Raw genomic sequence first — 17602 nt, forward strand, 5'->3', positions numbered from 1 at the left:
TTGTCATGGAAGCTGACATGAACACGCCTTTTTAGAAGCGATAGCCCTTTTCTTTTTGCGTCAAAAGGGATAAACTGATCGATAGAGCATAATAGTCAGAACGGAGTGAAGTCGTTGTTATACGAAAAGCTGCTTAAACCTTATTTTTTTAAATTGGATCCCGAAAAAGCGCATCACCTCGTCATCGATGGGCTGGCTACAGCAAGCAGAGTACCGGGGGCGCTCGGGGTTATGAATGCTATGTACGGCGTGAATGCCAATCCCCAATTGTCTACGGAGCTGTTCGGCATCCATTTTCCCCATCCTGTCGGACTGGCAGCGGGACTGGACAAGAATGGGAAAGCGACTGACGGATTCTCCAGCATTGGGTTCGGCTTCATGGAGGTCGGTACGGTGACGCCGAAGGGGCAGCCAGGCAATGAGACGCCCAGATTGTTCAGGCTTCCGCCCGATGGGGCGCTGATTAATCGGATGGGCTTTAATAATGAAGGTGCCGCGGCAATGGCGGATTCGCTGAAGAGACGGAACATTCATCGCATTCCTATTGCCGTCAATATCGGTAAAAACAAGGATACCCCGAATGACGAAGCGCATAAGGACTATCAGTCGTGCATTCAGTCGCTTTATGATTCCGGGGACTTCTTCGTGATCAATATCAGCTCGCCCAATACCCAGGGACTGCGAGACTTGCAACATGGCGAAGAGCTTCGCAAGCTTCTGGACATCGTGAATGAGGAGGTCAGACAGCAGGCTGCGAAGCGTAACGGCGCACCGAAGCCCGTATTGGTAAAGATTGCTCCGGACATGTCTGAAGCGGAGCTGGAGCAGACGGTTGCAACGATTATGTCAAGCGGTGTATCCGGCATCATTGCCACGAATACAACGTTGTCGCGGGATGGACTGGTGCATGTCAACAAGTCCGAGACCGGAGGATTGTCGGGCATTCCGCTGAAGGAGCGCTCAACGGAAGTGATACGCACGGTATATAAGCTGACGGGAGGCAAGCTGCCTATTATTGGTTCCGGAGGCATCTTTACAGCGCAGGACGCATACGATAAAATTCGCGCGGGTGCTTCGCTCGTGGAAGTATACACGGCATTAATCTATAAAGGACCAGGCCTGCTTCGCGAGCTGACGAGCGGGTTATCGGAATGTTTGAGAAGGGACGGCTACAGCCATATTGCGGAAGCAGTGGGTGTTGATCATAGATAGATACAGGAGGCGGCCGGATGGACGGAAGAGACTGGAGTTTATTTTTACAGCCTTACGAACAAGCGGTTGAGGAATTAAAGGTTAAATTTAAAACGATGCGTGTTGAGCTTAAGTTGCGGGAAGCGTATGCGCCAATCGAATTCGTTACTGGCCGTGTGAAGCGTGTATCCAGCATATTGGACAAAGCGAAGCGGCTGGGTGTTGCGTCCGATCAGTTAGAGACGGGAATAGAAGATATTGCCGGTATCCGCATAATGTGTCAATTCGTTGACGATATTCATAGAGTGGCGGAATTAATTCGAAGCAGGCGGGACTTGAAGCTTGTCTACGAGAAGGACTACATTACCAACTATAAAGATAGCGGCTATCGCAGTTACCATATCATCGTAGAATATCCCGTGCAGACGGCTTTAGGGTATAAAAAAGTGCTGGCTGAAATTCAAATCAGGACGCTTGCCATGAATTTTTGGGCAACGATCGAGCATTCCTTGAACTATAAGTACAAGGAACGCTTGCCGGAGGATGTAAGGGATCGACTGAAGAAGGCTGCGGAGGCCGCATCTCTGCTGGATAATGAAATGACGCGAATTCGCCAGGAAATATTGGACGCCCAGACCGACTTCGAAGAGAGGTCCAATATTGTCTCGCGAGTGCTGGGAGGCATACAGAATCTGTATTTCTATCATCGGGTCCGCGAAGCCGCTCAATATCAGATGAAGTTTAATGAACTATTCGAAGGGGAGGATTATCAAGGCTTGAACGAGTTGTATGCCAGCATTCAACAATCCATCACGAAAGCGAAAAAAGGGGTCTAGCTTTTTTGCGGGGATACAGAACTATTGCAGAATGGAGACGATTAACAGCATGGCGGATCGGTTGCGGCTTGACAAGCTGCTGGCTAATATGGGCTATGGGACGCGCAGCGAGATCAAGAGGGCGGTAAAACTGGGCAAGGTAACAGTTGACGGAATTGTGGCGAGGGATAGCGGGCAAATGATTGAGCCAGAGAAGCAAAGCGTCCAATATGAGGGAGAAACGGTCGTGTATCGCGACGTGATCTACATAATGATGAATAAGCCGCCTGGCGTTATTTCGGCTACGGAAGACGCTCGCGAGAGAACGGTCGTTGATTTGCTGAAGCCGGAGGACAAATTGCTGAAGCCTTTCCCGGTAGGTCGGCTGGACAAGGATACGGTGGGTCTGCTGTTGCTTACGAATGACGGAGCATTGGCGCATGATCTATTGTCCCCGAAGAAACATGTTGCCAAGACGTATGAAGCATTGGTGCTTGGTCAAGTTGGCGAAAGCGATATTCAGGCTTTCGCAAAAGGCGTTATGCTGGATGACGGCTATATGACGATGCCAGGGGAACTTGTCATCATAGAGCATCCAGAGTGGCAAGGGAAAGCGTGCTCATTCATACGACTAACCATTAGAGAGGGAAAGTTCCATCAGGTTAAGCGGATGTTTGAGTCAGTGGGGAAACGGGTACTTACATTGAAACGTGTAAGTATGGGATCGCTTATGCTTGATCACGCCTTGGAAGAGGGGCGCTACCGGGAGTTGACCCCGGATGAGTTGTCGCAATTGAAAGGAAATCGCCAGAGCTAATGCTCTGGCGATTTTGGTGTATGGATAGAGTTACACAGCAAAGTCCTCGTTACGATGATTATAAGAGTCGGTTACGGCCTTCTGCCGCTTCCTTTCCCGCTTCTTCCGATTGCTCTTCCTCCGGAACGTCCTCCGGAGCGCCCTCCGGAGCGTCCTTCGGAGGTGTTGGAACGGCCGCCAGATCTACCGCCGGATTTGCTCCGAGAGCGATCTCCGGTTGGCCGATCGGATGATTCCCAAGGGTTTTGGCTAGTTCGATTGTTCTTCAGGCGGTTCGTATTGTTGCTTTCTGATCGAGCGGCTTGCGCGCCCCCGCTTCTTCCGCCTTTGCCGCGCGCCCGTTTAGAAGATTGTTCTGAAGAGGGAAGAGCAGAAGCGTTATTGGATTTGCCGCCCGTAAGCAAGGTCCCGTCCCGGTCGATCGTTTTACGATCGATGCCGGATTTAATGCCTTTCTCGATGGAAGCAAGCTTGGAGCTGTCGTACGGTGTTGCTAGCGTGACTGCTACGCCCTGTTGTCCTGCGCGCCCCGTTCTTCCTATTCTGTGTATATAGATCTCCGCATCCTGCGGCACGTCATAATTGTATACATGCGTGACGCCTTCCACATCTAGGCCCCGAGCTGCGACATCTGTTGCCACTAACATTTGAAGCTTGGCTTCACGGAATCGCTTCATAACCTGCTCACGCTTGGCTTGCGTTAAATCGCCATGCAACTCATCACTTTGAAATCCTTGCTCTTGTAAAGCTTCATTGAGCTTTTTCGCCCGGATTTTAGTTCTGCAGAAAATAACCGCAAGGTAAGGCTGATGTAATTGAAGCAGCTCGACAAGCGCGCGTTGCTTGCCGCGATCAGTCGTCTCTACAATCATTTGTTTAATATTATCGAGCGTAACATTTGTACTTTTGATTTGCACATCGGCGGGATTGTTCATATATTCGCCGGCAAGCTTTCGAATCGCTCCAGGCATGGTGGCCGAGAACAGCATCGTTTGCCGTGCGCGAGGCGTACTGGCTATTATGCTTTCCACTTCAGGAAGAAATCCCATGTGAAGCATTTGGTCCGCTTCATCTAGCACGAGCATAGACAGCTTGCCGAGATTAACCGTACCACGGGTAAGATGATCGATCAGTCTACCTGGTGTAGCGACGACGATGTGAGGAGTATGCTTAAGCTTGCGAATTTGAGCTTCCACATCCTGACCGCCGTATGCAGCCAGCACCCGCACGCTGTACGCGGGAGCGAGCTTTTTCAACTCTGTTGTAATTTGCAGGGCCAGTTCGCGAGTGGGCGTTAAAATGAGCCCTTGTACTTGATCTTTGTTCACATTTATATGTTGGAGCATAGGTAGTGCGAAAGCGAGTGTTTTTCCGGTGCCGGTCTGAGCTTGGGCAATGACGTCCTGGTTTTTAAGCAAGAGGGGAATGGTTTCTTTCTGAACGGGAGTGGGTGCGCTTATTCCTTGTTGTATCAGTATTTCCGTAAGCTCAGGCTGGATACCTAGAGCGCTGAACGCAGTTGACATATTATCGAATTCCTCATTTCATCTCATCTTATGAAGCTTAGTATAACAGTTAAGGACGAGGAGTGCATCTTCAAGTTCCATATGATATGCTTATAGCCGGCATCCTTCGATAACAATAGGGATACGAAGTGATGAACATACGCGAGGTCGTTTTTTTACATGAATCGGAAGGTGGATTATTGACAAATATGAGCAGCAGAGATCAGTCCGACATATCGAACACACCTGTTGATTATCAGTCTCGAGATATTGATTTAAAGGGAGTTTGGCTTTTGGTTGGCGGCATCATTTTACTGTCCATTGTGTTGCGTGCGCCAATTACTATAGTGGGGCCCATTGTGGAGCAAATACAGAATGACTTGGGTCTTTCTGGTGCAGCGATGGGGTTGCTAACGACTTTGCCTCTGCTTGCATTTGGCTTGTTTTCTCCTTTCGCACCGACCGCCGCTGCGAAATACGGTTTGGAACGGACGCTGTTATTTGCTACGATCTTATTGACACTGGCCATCATTGTTCGCTCATTAGCAGGATCGGCAGCATTATTTATTGGTACAGTATTGATCGGAGCGGGAATTGCTTTTGCGAATGTACTTTTACCCAGTCTTGTGAAGCGGGATTTTCCGGAACGCATTGGCTTGATGACGGGGATATATACAGTTGCCATGAATTTAGGAGCCGCAGTCGGTTCGGGTTTTAGCTATCCTTTGACGGTCGGATTTGGCATTAGCTGGGCAGGAACGCTTGCTTCATGCGCAGTTATCGCTCTTGCGGCAACTATCGTATGGGTGCAGTTGACGAAGAGTTCCAGACGCCGAACCGTGGATACAATATCTATTGCAGGATCACGAAGCAACGGAAGAGGGCGTGTATGGGGATCGACACTGGCTTGGATGGTATCTCTATTTCTGGCACTGCAATCCTTTTGCTTTTATGTCAATGTCACATGGATACCGACGATTCTGGCGGACAAAGGGCTTAGCCATACCAGTGCGGGCTGGATGCTGTCCCTTATGCAGGTCATCAGCATGGGATCGACATTCATTGTGCCGATAGTGGCAGGAAAACAGAAGAGCCAGCGGGGACTTGCGCTGCTGATGGCAGCGATGTTTGTAGCAGGCTATGTTGGTTTGTTAGTAGGAAGTGCGGGGTTCGTCATTCCAGTGATGATATTGCTTGGATTGGGAGTCGGCGGCGGATTTGGACTTGCCGTTATGTTCTTTGCATTACGGGCAAGTACGAGCGAGATTTCCGCCAAGCTATCTGGAATGGCGCAATCCGTCGGTTATTTGCTTGCGGCAACGGGACCTTTTTTGTTCGGTTATTTGCATGACCGGACGGGCAGCTGGACATGGCCGCTAATCGTCATCATAATCGTGTCGATCGCTTACGGGATCGTTGGCCTTTGGGCTGGCGCGGACAAAAAAATATAAGATTCGAGAATTGAAGGGAGAGTGCGCGTATTCGTAAAAGCAAGCAAAGGCTAATAATCATAATCAGCGTATTATCCATCCTAACAGGATTACTTTATTGGAATGATTGGTTGTTTAACTTTGACTTTCTTGGGCCGGAAGCTGGCTCCGAGCGTTCTGTCGTCAAGGTCTGGGGCTGGAATTGTTCCGGAATTGGCGCATTGCTTATGCTTACTTTATGGCTTCGTAGTAAAATGAATCTAAAGTCCAACGATGGTTTATTGATTTTATTTCTGCTGCTTATGTTTATCGTTCAGCTTATCCCGGCCAGTATTTGGCTTGTACTTCTGTTTTCTGAATGGACCTGGATGGGAGGGGCCGTGCATACTATCCTACTGCTCCTTATTATCAGAGTGTTCATAATGGGAGGAAGCGGCGTCAAAACTTGACACTTTCAATTGTTAGCTTATATAATCGATAGTAATTGTTTTTTTATAGAATATGCATTGATGAGGAATAGTACGCGTATGTTCAAGGCTTTAGAGAGCCGGCGGATGGTGGAAGCCGGACCTTGATGACGGGGAAGCTCGCCTCGGAGCAGCGTGTGAAGCCGTCTTCTCAAGACGGGGCAAGCGCGTCGCATGGCCTGCGATATAGGCTTGAAGTGAGCATAGGGCAAAGCATGCCCCATGCTAACTAGGGTGGTACCACGGGAGAATAACCTCTCGTCCCTAGCGTTGAACCGCTGGGGACGGGAGGTTTTTTGTTTTGTATGCACAATGAGGAGGTTGGAAGTATGGGTCAAGAGAGTCAGCGTCATGGTTACAATCCTTTAGCGATTGAACCAAAGTGGCAAACCTATTGGGATGAGAACAAATCCTTCAAAACGTCGGAGGAGTCCGGCAAGCCAAAGTTCTATGCGCTTGATATGTTCCCGTATCCATCCGGAGCCGGATTGCATGTCGGTCATCCGGAAGGCTATACGGCTACAGATATCCTATCGCGCTATAAGCGAATGAAAGGTTATAACGTTCTGCATCCAATGGGCTGGGATGCGTTCGGATTGCCCGCAGAGCAGCATGCACTGGATACCGGTCAGCATCCGCGCGACATCACATTCAAGAACATCGATAATTTCAGAAGACAAATCAAATCGCTGGGCTTCTCTTATGATTGGGATCGCGAATTCAGCACGACGGATCCTGATTACTACAAGTGGACGCAGTGGATATTCATCCAGCTATACAAGCGCGGGCTGGCATATGTCGCTGAAGTTCCCGTCAATTGGTGTCCTGCGCTGGGTACAGTGCTGGCCAATGAAGAGGTTATTGACGGCAAGAGCGAGCGTGGCGGACACCCTGTCATCCGCAAGCCGATGCGGCAATGGATGCTGAAGATTACGGAGTATGCGGAAAGACTGCTGGAGGATCTGGAGGAACTGGATTGGTCCGAGAGCATCAAGGATATGCAGCGCAACTGGATCGGGAAATCCACAGGTGCTGAAGTGACGTTCCCGATCGACGGTCATGATGCTTCGCTAGTCGTATTCACGACACGTCCGGATACGCTGTTCGGTGCCACCTACTGTGTACTGGCTCCCGAGCATGAGCTGGTAGCAAGCATTACAACGGCTGAGCAGAGGGCTGCTGTGGAAGCCTATCAGGAAGCGGCTGCGCGCAAGAGCGATCTGGAGCGTACTGATCTAGCGAAGGACAAGACAGGTGTATTCACAGGGGCATATGCCATTAACCCTGTGAGCGGAGCCCGAACGCCGATATGGATCGCAGACTATGTATTAGCTGGTTACGGTACAGGCGCGATTATGTCCGTTCCGGGACATGATACGCGAGACTGGGAATTCGCCAAGCAATTCGACCTGCCTATCATTGAAGTTGTGCAGGGTGGAGATATTGATAAGGAAGCTTATACGGGAGACGGTGTTCATATCAATTCAGAATTCCTGAACGGGTTGAACAATGAAGAAGCGATCGCTCGCATGATTCAGCACCTGGAGGAGACGGACAAAGGCAAATCGAAAATCACTTATCGCCTGCGCGATTGGTTGTTCAGCCGGCAGCGTTACTGGGGCGAGCCGATTCCGGTGTTGCATCTTGAAGACGGCTCGATGAAGACGGTGCCTGAAGATCAACTGCCGCTTATTCTTCCTGATGTCGATGCGATTAAACCATCTGGAACAGGGGAATCGCCGCTTGCGAATGTGACGGATTGGGTGAACACGATCGATCCTGAGACAGGAATGAAGGCACGTCGAGAGACGAACACCATGCCTCAGTGGGCCGGCAGCTGCTGGTATTACTTGCGTTTCATTGATCCCAAGAACGATAAGGAAATATGCTCGCCGGAGAAGCAGGAGGAATGGCTGCCGGTAGACCTGTATATCGGAGGCGCCGAGCATGCTGTATTGCATCTGTTGTACGCGAGATTCTGGCATAAAGTTCTATACGATATCGGTGTCGTCAATACGAAGGAGCCGTTCCACAAGCTGGTGAACCAAGGCATGATTCTGGGCACGAACAATGAGAAAATGTCCAAATCCCGCGGCAATGTCATTAATCCCGATGATATTGTGAATGAATTCGGCGCAGATACGCTTCGTATGTATGAAATGTTCATGGGGCCGCTGGAGGCGACGAAACCTTGGAATGAGAACGGGGTAGAAGGATCATACCGATTCTTGGCTCGTGTATGGCGATTGTTCGTGAATGAGGATGGCAGCCTGAACGAGCGGATCGGCGGCGAAGAAGCAAGTGAAACATTCATGCGTACATGGCATCGTTCCATTAAGAAGATTACGGACGATTACGATCATCTTCGGTTTAACACGGTCATCAGCCAATTGATGATTTTCGTGAATGATGCTTATAAAGCCGAGAAGCTTCCGCAGCAAGCTATGGAGAACTTCGTGCAGATGCTTTCCCCGATTGCTCCGCACATCGCTGAAGAACTGTGGGAAAAGCTTGGACACAATGAAAGCATCACCTATGCGCAATGGCCTGCTTACGATGAAGCCTGGACAATCGATCAACAAGTTGAAATCGTCGTGCAAGTGAATGGAAAGATTGTTGAGCGCACATCTATTCCTGCTGATATGAATGAAGCGGATACGGAAGCGATGGTTAAAGAGCTGGACAAAGTTCAGGATTTGATAAACGGAAAAACGGTGCGTAAAGTCATCGTCGTGAAAGGCAAGCTGGTAAATATCGTTGCAAACTAAATAAAAGCAACCCGAAGAGGTGGGCGGCTTTAGCTGAAGAACAGCTATTGTCCGTTCACCTCTTCGCCGCAAAAAGCATTGGAAACTTTCACTAAGTCATCCTTATACTTGGTATGCGTCGTCCGAATGAGATGATTAAAGATGCCTTCCGTCTCTTGGCGCAACATATAAAGCGCTTTGGCCGTTATTCCTCCTGGAACCGCAACTCTCTGCTGGATTTGCTCGAGTGTCATGCCTCCTTCCGTTAACAGGAGACCTGTACCATGCAGCATGTTGATTGCCACTTGCAGCGCGCCATCGCGCGGTATGCCCGTCTCTTCGACTGCAGCGTCCACGAATTGCTGAAGCAGAAAAGCGAAGAAAGCAGGACCGCAGCTTGAAAGGTCGGATACGATACGCGTGTAGCTTTCCTCAATGCGGATAGGCTCGCTAATGAAAGAAAACAGTTGTTCAAGGTCTGACTTGTCTTGTTCGGTCATGCTGTCGCCATACATGCACAGCGTAGCTCCGCTTCGAACCATATTCGTTATGCTGGGGATGATTTTTGCGACTTTGCAATTCAGCTCTCTTTCCAGATGCGACAGGAGCACGGGACTCGTAATGGATACGACGATACTGTCGGAATGAACGCTGCTTTGAATATCCTGCACGACCTGCTTGAACTCATGCGGTTTGATGCACAGAAATATATAATCCATGTTCAAAGCGGCTTCAGCATTGCTGTAGGCTACGTTCATGCCGGGATAGCGGTCGGCTAATGCCTCTGCCTTGGCGATCGTTCGGTTGCTGATTGTTATCTCGGAAGGTGAGAGCGCATCCGAAGAAATAAAGGCTTCTATTAATAAGCTACCCATGCTGCCCGTTCCAATAAAACCAACATTCATGCTAAGCCCTCCTATATCGGCAATTCCATTTGTAGTGCTTTTTTATCCTATTCTGCAAGACTTGTTCCATATGTCTAAAACCACTGATGAAGATGATCGAACAAGGAGGTATGAAAAAATGAGCCGAGCCGAAAAAAGCGGATCAAGCGCCAAACTCCTTATTGCGGCGTGCGTGACGGGAGCGATCCTTCTTATAGCGGCTGCTTACATGGAACGCAAGCCAACTGCTGAGGAGTGGATTCCTCTGAACGATGCGGTTGCCGATGCGCTGAAGCAATTGCAGCAGCAGGAATCTGGGAATATTGAAGGAAAGGAAGGTGGTGCGACACAAAATGGAGGGAGGGATGCGAGCGAACTGCGGGACGAGTCAGTTAAACGAAGCGAACAGATCACTGACAAGCCGAGGGATGTCGAGGAAGCGGGGCAGGTTCAGAGTGGCCTGCTGAATATCAATAAGGCTTCCGTGCTAGAGCTGCAAGAGCTGAAGGGAATCGGACCAACCAAAGCGAGAGCGATTGTTGACGATAGAGAACTTAACGGACCGTTCCAATCCACAGAAGACTTGATGAGAGTGAAGGGGATTGGCGAGAGATTATACGCTGGAGTGAAAGAAAGCGTTGTCGCATTACCGTGAATATGAGAGAATGAAAACAAGCGTCCAACTATAGGGAGAGCTAATTGTCAATTTTAGGAGGAGTAAGAAGATGTCAGAGAGAAAATACTCGTTGGAAACATTATCCGTGCACGCAGGACAGGAGATTGATCCTACTACGATGTCTCGTGCAGTCCCCATCTACCAAACTACGTCTTATGGCTTTAAAGATACCGATCATGCGGCAAATTTGTTCGGGTTGTCGGAATTCGGCAATATTTATACGCGTATCATGAATCCGACAACAGATGTCTTCGAGAAGCGTGTGGCTGAATTGGAAGGCGGTGCTGGCGCCCTTGCCGTCGCCTCCGGTCAAGCTGCCATTACATACTCTATACTCAATATCGCAGGTGCAGGAGACGAGATCGTCTCGGCCACAAGTCTGTATGGCGGAACGTACAACCTGTTCTCCACTACATTGCCTAAGCTGGGCATTCATGTGAAATTCGTCGATCCATCCGATCCGGCTAACTTCCGCGCTGCCATCACGGAAAAGACAAAAGCGGTATACGCGGAAACCATCGGCAACCCCAAAGGCGATGTGATTGACTTGGAAGCCGTAGCGTCGATCGCGCATGAGCACGGCATCCCATTCATTGTCGACAATACGTTCCCGAGTCCTTACCTTTGCCGTCCCATTGAACATGGCGCCGACATTGTTGTTCACTCCGCCACCAAGTTCATCGGCGGACACGGCACTTCCATCGGAGGCATTATCGTGGATAGCGGCAAGTTCGACTGGAAGGCCAGCGGCAAGTTCTCCGGCTTGACCGAGCCGGATCCAAGCTACAATGGCGTTGTTTATACGGATGCAGTGGGACCTATCGCTTACATAATCAAGGCTCGTGTTCAACTGCTCAGAGACATGGGGGCCGCTTTGTCTCCGTTCAACTCGTTCATGCTGCTGCAAGGGCTGGAGACGCTACATCTGCGTATGGAACGGCATAGCTCCAATGCGCAAGCTGTCGCCGAGTTTTTGGAAGGCCATGATGCGGTAGAGTGGGTAAGCTATCCGGGCTTGCCAAGCCACGCTTCCTATGATCTGGCGCAGAAGTATCTGCCGAACGGAGCGGGAGCCATTATGACATTCGGCATTAAGGGCGGACTTGAGGCAGGCAAGAAGCTGATTCACAGTGTCCAGTTGTTCTCTCATCTTGCCAATGTCGGCGATTCCAAGTCGCTTATTATTCATCCTGCCAGCACGACGCATCAGCAGCTGTCCGAAGCAGAGCAGATTGCTGCAGGAGTATCGCCTGGCATGATTCGATTGTCCATCGGTACGGAAGGCATTGACGACATTATTGCCGATCTGGAAGCGGCGATAGCAGCCAGCCAGCAATCTTGAGTACAAATTGGAGTTAGGGTAAGATTGAAACAATAGCAATAGCAATAGCAATAGCATCAGCAACAGCAACAGCAAGAGAAAGGAAGAAGCAGGAATGGCAACGGGAAATGATGCCCTCCGAAAAGATTGGGATACGTATTTTATGGACATTGCTTATATGGTATCGACACGCTCCAGATGTCCACGAAGGCATGTTGGTACCGTACTCGTGCAGGGGAAGAAGCTGCTTGGCACGGCATACAACGGTGCTCCAATGGGCGTACAGGATTGCGAGGAAGCCGGCTGCATGATTGCGGAACAGTATGAAGTGCAACTGATCGACGGCAAGGAGCAGATGGTGAAGAAGCAGCGCTGCATCCGCACCATTCATGCGGAGCAGAATCTGTTGCTGTTCACGGATCGGGCTGATCGCGAAGGGTCCACGGTGTATGTGACCGATCAGCCCTGCTGGACTTGCGCTAATATGCTGGCGAACAGCGGCATCGTTGAGATTGTCTATCATCGCAGCTATCCGAAGGATAGCGACAAGGTCCATAATCTGATGGCAGGGAAAGGCATCGTTTTTCGCCAATTGAATCATTATGAACCGCCTCCTCAGGCGGGAATGGAAGTTACGCAGTGAGGAAGGACCTCCAGCAGCATCGCGAGATGCGGCTGGAGGTCTTTTTTTGGTAATAGAATTTATATAATTTTGGGGTTGGAGCACGGAATGTAGCTAGTTGTCTGGTTGCAAGAGATGTAGCCTCGGTTGGAGGGGGAAAAGTAGGCGGACGGTGAGCTGCAGGCGATGGACGGTTGCCACAGTGCTTATTTGGCTCATAATGGGCTATTATGCTGGCTAACGAATGCCCTGGAGCTTATGGAGCGTAGAAAGTGCGATATCGTATGTTACTGCGTGAAATAGGCTCCAAGGCAAACCGTTACAGCAGGAAAAGTGGAATTGGAGACGTAATAAGCTCGATGGCAGCCGTAAGAGTGGTTGGAGAGTCGAAAAAGGGTAAGAGTGAAGACTCCAAAAGGGAGTATGCGAGCTTGAAGAGAGCAGTAAAAGGACGCCGTCAGGCGTTTTCTTATGTTAGCAGTGTAATGGAGAGTAGATCTCAGGGGGGCGTGAGTATGAACAAGAGACCGATTGTATCGTTTGCCGCATGCTGGGTAAGCGGCAGTACGGCGGCTGCCGCATTGCCGCTTCGCGGCGTGCTGCTCATAGCAGCGGCGGCAACGCTGCTGGCCATCGCGGCTATAGCGGGCAAGAGGGTAAGTTGGCGGCTAGCAGCCGTCTGCCTGCTTGCCCTGATGCTGGCGGCGGGGCAGCGAATGTGGGCGGATGCCGCCAATGTCACTTCGCTGCCGGCATTGCAAGCGACGGCAGAGAGAGAGGGGCCGAGAGCGAAGTATCCTGCGGAAGCTCTCGGCACGATCGTGAGCGCGGTCGACGTCGATGGCGACCGCGTCACCTTCCACATGGAGGCGGATGCCGTCCATGTGGGGGGCCATGAGCCGCTCGCGGGGGGCGCCGAGCGGCTGCTGGTACAGCTCCGGCTCGCTGCGCAGCCGGAGCAGGCGATCGCCGCGGCCTGGCAGCGCGGCGACCGCATTGCCGTGACCGGCGAGCTGGCGCGGCCGGCCACGGCAAGCAATAGCGGCGGGTTTCACTACCGCCGCTATCTTCGCAGCCAGCGCATCCACTGGCTGCTGCAGGCGAAGGGCGCCGCCGCCGTCACGGCACGTCCGGCAGCGAGCACGGCCGCCACGGCCGCGCTGCTTGGCCGCGTAGACGCTGCGCGCGCATGGCTCGGCGCGCGCGTGGAGGAGCTGTACCCCGGGCCGCAGGCGGGGTACATGAAGGGGCTGCTGCTCGGTCTGCGCGAGGACATCGATCCCGGCCGCTTCCAGCAATATGCTCAGCTGGGACTGACGCATATTCTGGCCATATCCGGTCTGCACGTCGGCGTGTTCATGTATGTGCTGGGCGGCATGCTGAAGCTGCTTCGTCTTCGCCGGGAGCGAATATTAACGGTGCTGATGGCCGCTGTGCCCTTCTATGTCTTACTGGCGGGCGCTGCGCCCTCTGTCATGCGCGCAGGGGTGATGGCGATGCTGGGGCTCGCTGCAGCGCGGATGGGCAAGCTGAAGGATGGGCTCCATCTGCTGGCCGCCGCAGCTGTCGGACTTCTTCTGTTGGATCCCTATTACTTGGACAGCGTCAGCTTCCAGTTGTCATTCATCGTTACGTTGGGATTAATAGCGGGTGTGCCTGCGGTAAGAGGAATGATGCCGGCTTGGCGCCGCGGCGGACCGTTATTCGATCTGCTGTCCGTCTCCATCGTCGCCCAGCTTGTGTCCTTCCCGTTAACGATTTATTATTTCAATCAATTCCATCTGCTGTCCTTGCCTGCGAATGTAGTCGTCGTACCGATCGTCAGCATGATCGTGCTCCCGCTAGGAACAGCCTCCATGCTCGTCATGCCAATATGGGAGACGGGAGCTGGCTGGATCGCGCAGCTGTGCCGGCTTGTCAATGCATGCACATATTGGATCGTAGAGCGGTTGTCGGAGCAATCCGGGCTGCTCATCATTTGGAGCTCTCCGCCTGTCTGGTGGATTGCTGCGTGGCTGCTCTTAGCGGGAACAGGCTTTCGTCTAATGACCAGCTGGCGCCATGCACGGCATTCACAAGCTGCGGCACTGCAGCTGGCTGAGGAGCAGACTGTCCCGTTAGACACGGGACGCTTGCATGCTTCCGCATGGGAGGGCGGGTCGGTGCGCCGTGCCAGTACGTATCGATTCGCTATGGGAATGACGGCTACCATCATATTACTAGGCTATGCCTATATGCCGGACAAGCTGGATACGCGGGCTACAGTAAGCTTCCTGGATGTCGGTCAAGGCGATGCTGCACTCATACGAACACCTTCAGGAAAGCATATCCTTATCGACGGCGGAGGGACAATCTCGTTCCGCAAGTCCGGCGAGGAATGGAGGGAACGCAGAGACCCGTTCGAGGTCGGAGCCAAAGTCGTTGTGCCGTTATTAATGAAGCGTGGCGTAAAGGAGATTGACCTGCTCGTCATCTCTCATCTCGATAGCGATCATATTGGCGGGTTGAGGGCGGTAGCAGACGTCATACCGATCAAGCGGGTATGGTGGAATGGAACGGTTAAGCAAGCTTCCGACGCCATGGAGCTGCTGCAAATGCTGCTGGACAGGCACATTCCGTTGCATGCCCCTACGCTTGGCGATACTCTGCAGTTGGATGCTTATACTGAGCTTCTTGTGTTAGGAGAAGGACGAGAGCTGAATGATACGATTCCGCTTGTGCAGGACCAGAACGAAGCAAGCCTGATTGTCGCCGTCACGCTTTACAGCAGGACGTTTCTTTTTGCCGGCGATATTAACGCTGCAACCGAAGGAGTCGTGATGCGTAAAGCCATAGAGTTATCGCGAGGCAAAGAGAATGAACCGGGCGGCGTCGGCATTGATGTATTGAAGCTTGCGCATCATGGCAGCCGGTATTCTACTAGCGAAGAGTGGCTTGCCTATTGGCGGCCGAATGCCGTCGTTGTCTCCGTAGGCGCTTATAATACGTACGGGCACCCCCATCCTCATGTGTTGGATCGCGTGAGTGCGTCTGGCGCAGAGTTGTGGCGGACGGATGACGGGGGAGAAGTCTCTTTTGCTGTCACACATGAAGGTATTTTGGTCAATCGGCGACCCTAATTCTCTATACGGTTCACCAATAATTTGGTATGCTGTAATGTGGATGTTTGTTTAAACTCACTTATTTTTATCGATTTTCCGTACTTATTCCTATAAATCCGTTATTTCTATAAATGATTGCAACATTTTGCGCAACCGGTTCGTCTTAATGGTTGCAAGAGAGGAGGATCCTTCGTGGTAGAGCCTGGCACGATACAAGCCGCTCAATCGGGAGATCGGGAAGCACTAATTACTCTGTTGCGAGAGATTGAAACTCATGTATATCGGACAGCCTATTATATATTGAACAATGAACAGGATGCGATGGACGCCGCGCAGGAAGCCCTAATAAGAATTTATACGAAAATCAACTCCTATGAAGAAAAGGCGCAGTTCAAAACATGGGTCCAGCGTATCGTCACAAATATATGTATAGACAAGTTTCGAAGAACAAAACCGACAGTATCCATCGATGAGCATGAGCTGGTATTTCGGGAGAAGCAGGATGTAGAAGATCAAGTGATGGCTTCTTATACGTATCAGGACATTCGACATGCCATCGACCAACTGCCGGAGCACCACCGCACGGTTGTCGTGCTTCGATATTTACAGGATTTCTCCTACAATGAAATTGCAGATTCGCTTGATTTGCCCTTGAATACGGTGAAATCCTATCTGTTCAGAGCCAGGCAGCAGTTGCAAGCACTACTCCATGAATATCAGAAAGGTGGTGTCCGGGGATGAATTGCCAAGAGGTGATGGAGCTCATGCAGAGGCAATTAGATGATGATTTGAACGACACCGAGAATGAACGATTGATGACACATATGCATCATTGTCCGGACTGCAAGGCCATGTACGAACGGCTTCGGATACTTTCTTCCGAATTGACAAGCTTGCCGAAGGTGACTCCAAGCTATAGCCTTGTTGATGCCATACTTCCTGAATTGAAGCGTATAGAGGAGCAGAATGGAGCCGGCGGTTCGGCGATATCGGAATCTGCTCAGGGCGAACAGATTAGCGATGGACGACGCAGCTCCAAGCAGATGATGAAGCCTGCTTCTACATCTGTCCGCTGGACGTTCCTGCGATCGATGGCTGGAGTGGTCGCTGCAAGCGTCGTTGTCGGCTTATTCATCGTCACCTATGCACCGGGCGGCCGGAATGACGCAGCGAATATGAACAGTGGCTTCTCCGCGGACAATCGTATAGCGCAGAGCGATGCCAAGCAATATGCCTATGAGACGTCCGGTGCAGGGATGGATCCTGACGGTGACGCTTCTACCGAAAATATGAAAGTGAAGGAATCGCAGTCCTTGGCCGCCGGAGAGTTGTTCCAGATGAACAAGGGGAATGGCGCTGAAGATTCTGACACAGGAGCATTGGAGCACAGACTTAATCGCGCAGAAGCCGATGTGAACGTAACCGGCCAAGCGGACGAGCAAAACAGAACATCCATGCAAATAGCTGATCAATATGGCGCTCCTGTACTACCCGAATCTTCCAAAAATGACAGCAGCGACAAGTCCATGGAATCCTCCTCCGACGAACGGGAAGAAGCGTCAGTTGCGGATTCCGGAGGAGTAGAGATGGGGATTGCCGGAGGGAACCTCGGTGATTCCAATACAATTGCCCAGATCCCGATGGATGGTATTCCTTCACCGGACGGCCAGTACACAGCTCGAATCAACCAGCACAAATTGGAGATCATATCGCTTGAGAGCGGTGAGATCGTCATAGAGACATCCCGCAAGAACGGTCGCCATGGCAAGCTGGTGTGGTCGGAGGATAGCAGAATGCTTACGTATGAAGTGACTCTGGATCAGGGAGCGATCGAGAAGTATGTCATCACGATTTCTACCCGAGAAGAGCAGAAAGCACCGCATTAAGCAGCCCTTGGATGCACATTAACTAAGCCTATTGCGTATGATATAGCGAAAGTACAGTCTGCGACGTATTCCTTACGTCGTAGGACCATTCGTCAGGCAGAGCCATGGATCTGTACTGCGAATGTTTATATAGAACACCA

The 17602-nt window shown here is 51.2% G+C and carries 13 protein-coding genes and 1 other annotated feature; of the genes, 11 read left to right on the plus strand and 2 right to left on the minus strand.

Annotated features, from left to right (window positions below; genetic code table 11):
• Nucleotides 1–114 precede the first annotated feature (114 nt).
• From ACFQ2I_RS04250 to ACFQ2I_RS04260, 3 genes are read left to right on the plus strand one after another with little or no spacing between them, the layout of a single operon-like run.
• Nucleotides 115–1212, plus strand: a complete 1098-nt coding sequence (locus tag ACFQ2I_RS04250; protein WP_377562391.1) for a quinone-dependent dihydroorotate dehydrogenase — start codon at nt 115–117, stop codon at nt 1210–1212.
• A 17-nt stretch (nt 1213–1229) separates the two neighbouring features.
• Complete coding sequence (locus tag ACFQ2I_RS04255) at nt 1230–2027, plus strand: GTP pyrophosphokinase (RefSeq protein ID WP_377562392.1); 798 nt, start codon at nt 1230–1232, stop codon at nt 2025–2027.
• A gap of 49 nt (nt 2028–2076) precedes the next feature.
• Nucleotides 2077–2823, plus strand: a complete 747-nt coding sequence (locus ACFQ2I_RS04260; protein WP_377562393.1) for a pseudouridine synthase — start codon at nt 2077–2079, stop codon at nt 2821–2823.
• 71 nt (nt 2824–2894) lie between these two features.
• On the opposite strand, the gene ACFQ2I_RS04265 is transcribed toward ACFQ2I_RS04260, so the two are convergent.
• Complete coding sequence (locus tag ACFQ2I_RS04265) at nt 2895–4349, minus strand: DEAD/DEAH box helicase (RefSeq protein WP_377562394.1); 1455 nt, start codon at nt 4347–4349, stop codon at nt 2895–2897.
• Nucleotides 4350–4537: 188 nt separating this feature from the next.
• Here ACFQ2I_RS04265 and ACFQ2I_RS04270 point away from each other — a divergent pair, with 188 nt between their 5' ends.
• Together ACFQ2I_RS04270 and leuS are read left to right on the plus strand one after the other, a co-directional pair.
• Nucleotides 4538–5779, plus strand: coding sequence for a CynX/NimT family MFS transporter (locus ACFQ2I_RS04270; RefSeq protein WP_377562396.1), 1242 nt, complete (start codon nt 4538–4540; stop codon nt 5777–5779).
• A 476-nt stretch (nt 5780–6255) separates the two neighbouring features.
• Nucleotides 6256–6494 (plus strand) — a binding site (T-box leader).
• 60 nt (nt 6495–6554) lie between these two features.
• Complete coding sequence (leuS, locus tag ACFQ2I_RS04275) at nt 6555–8993, plus strand: leucine--tRNA ligase (RefSeq protein ID WP_377562397.1); 2439 nt, start codon at nt 6555–6557, stop codon at nt 8991–8993.
• A gap of 44 nt (nt 8994–9037) precedes the next feature.
• On the opposite strand, the gene comER is transcribed toward leuS, so the two are convergent.
• Nucleotides 9038–9877, minus strand: a complete 840-nt coding sequence (gene comER, locus ACFQ2I_RS04280; protein WP_377562398.1) for a late competence protein ComER — start codon at nt 9875–9877, stop codon at nt 9038–9040.
• A 118-nt stretch (nt 9878–9995) separates the two neighbouring features.
• On the opposite strand from comER, the gene ACFQ2I_RS04285 reads away from it, so the two are divergent.
• From ACFQ2I_RS04285 to ACFQ2I_RS04310, 6 genes are all read left to right on the plus strand, one after another.
• Nucleotides 9996–10511: a ComEA family DNA-binding protein gene (locus tag ACFQ2I_RS04285; RefSeq protein ID WP_377562400.1), complete on the plus strand. Its 516-nt coding sequence runs from the start codon at nt 9996–9998 to the stop codon at nt 10509–10511.
• A 70-nt stretch (nt 10512–10581) separates the two neighbouring features.
• On the plus strand, nt 10582–11874 hold the full coding sequence (locus tag ACFQ2I_RS04290; protein ID WP_377562401.1) for a homocysteine synthase: 1293 nt from the start codon (nt 10582–10584) through the stop codon (nt 11872–11874).
• 94 nt (nt 11875–11968) lie between these two features.
• Complete coding sequence (locus ACFQ2I_RS04295) at nt 11969–12496, plus strand: deoxycytidylate deaminase (protein ID WP_377562402.1); 528 nt, start codon at nt 11969–11971, stop codon at nt 12494–12496.
• A 494-nt stretch (nt 12497–12990) separates the two neighbouring features.
• Nucleotides 12991–15594 (plus strand): ComEC/Rec2 family competence protein, encoded by a 2604-nt coding sequence (locus ACFQ2I_RS04300; protein ID WP_377562403.1) that lies wholly within the window; start codon nt 12991–12993, stop codon nt 15592–15594.
• 174 nt (nt 15595–15768) lie between these two features.
• On the plus strand, nt 15769–16317 hold the full coding sequence (locus ACFQ2I_RS04305; protein ID WP_377562404.1) for an RNA polymerase sigma factor: 549 nt from the start codon (nt 15769–15771) through the stop codon (nt 16315–16317).
• Nucleotides 16314–17462, plus strand: coding sequence for an anti-sigma factor family protein (locus ACFQ2I_RS04310; protein ID WP_377562405.1), 1149 nt, complete (start codon nt 16314–16316; stop codon nt 17460–17462). Before ACFQ2I_RS04305 ends, ACFQ2I_RS04310 begins: the two co-directional genes overlap by 4 nt.
• Nucleotides 17463–17602: the final 140 nt, after the last annotated feature.

Origin of the sequence: Paenibacillus chungangensis (genome assembly GCF_042675905.1) — a bacterium.
In the GTDB taxonomy this organism is placed as follows: Bacteria; Bacillota; Bacilli; order Paenibacillales; family Paenibacillaceae; genus Pristimantibacillus; species Pristimantibacillus chungangensis.

What these genes read in the sequence shown, in the direction of transcription:
- ACFQ2I_RS04260 (WP_377562393.1), top strand. Translation starts at nt 2,077, where the DNA reads ATGGCGGATCGGTTGCGGCTTGACAAGCTGCTGGCTAATATGGGCTAT.
- ACFQ2I_RS04255 (WP_377562392.1), top strand. Translation starts at nt 1,230, where the DNA reads ATGGACGGAAGAGACTGGAGTTTATTTTTACAGCCTTACGAACAAGCG.
- ACFQ2I_RS04285 (WP_377562400.1), top strand. Translation starts at nt 9,996, where the DNA reads ATGAGCCGAGCCGAAAAAAGCGGATCAAGCGCCAAACTCCTTATTGCG.
- ACFQ2I_RS04310 (WP_377562405.1), top strand. Translation starts at nt 16,314, where the DNA reads ATGAATTGCCAAGAGGTGATGGAGCTCATGCAGAGGCAATTAGATGAT.
- ACFQ2I_RS04300 (WP_377562403.1), top strand. Translation starts at nt 12,991, where the DNA reads ATGAACAAGAGACCGATTGTATCGTTTGCCGCATGCTGGGTAAGCGGC.
- comER (WP_377562398.1), bottom strand. Translation starts at nt 9,877, where the DNA reads ATGAATGTTGGTTTTATTGGAACGGGCAGCATGGGTAGCTTATTAATA.
- ACFQ2I_RS04270 (WP_377562396.1), top strand. Translation starts at nt 4,538, where the DNA reads ATGAGCAGCAGAGATCAGTCCGACATATCGAACACACCTGTTGATTAT.
- leuS (WP_377562397.1), top strand. Translation starts at nt 6,555, where the DNA reads ATGGGTCAAGAGAGTCAGCGTCATGGTTACAATCCTTTAGCGATTGAA.
- ACFQ2I_RS04290 (WP_377562401.1), top strand. Translation starts at nt 10,582, where the DNA reads ATGTCAGAGAGAAAATACTCGTTGGAAACATTATCCGTGCACGCAGGA.
- ACFQ2I_RS04265 (WP_377562394.1), bottom strand. Translation starts at nt 4,349, where the DNA reads ATGTCAACTGCGTTCAGCGCTCTAGGTATCCAGCCTGAGCTTACGGAA.
- ACFQ2I_RS04295 (WP_377562402.1), top strand. Translation starts at nt 11,969, where the DNA reads ATGGCAACGGGAAATGATGCCCTCCGAAAAGATTGGGATACGTATTTT.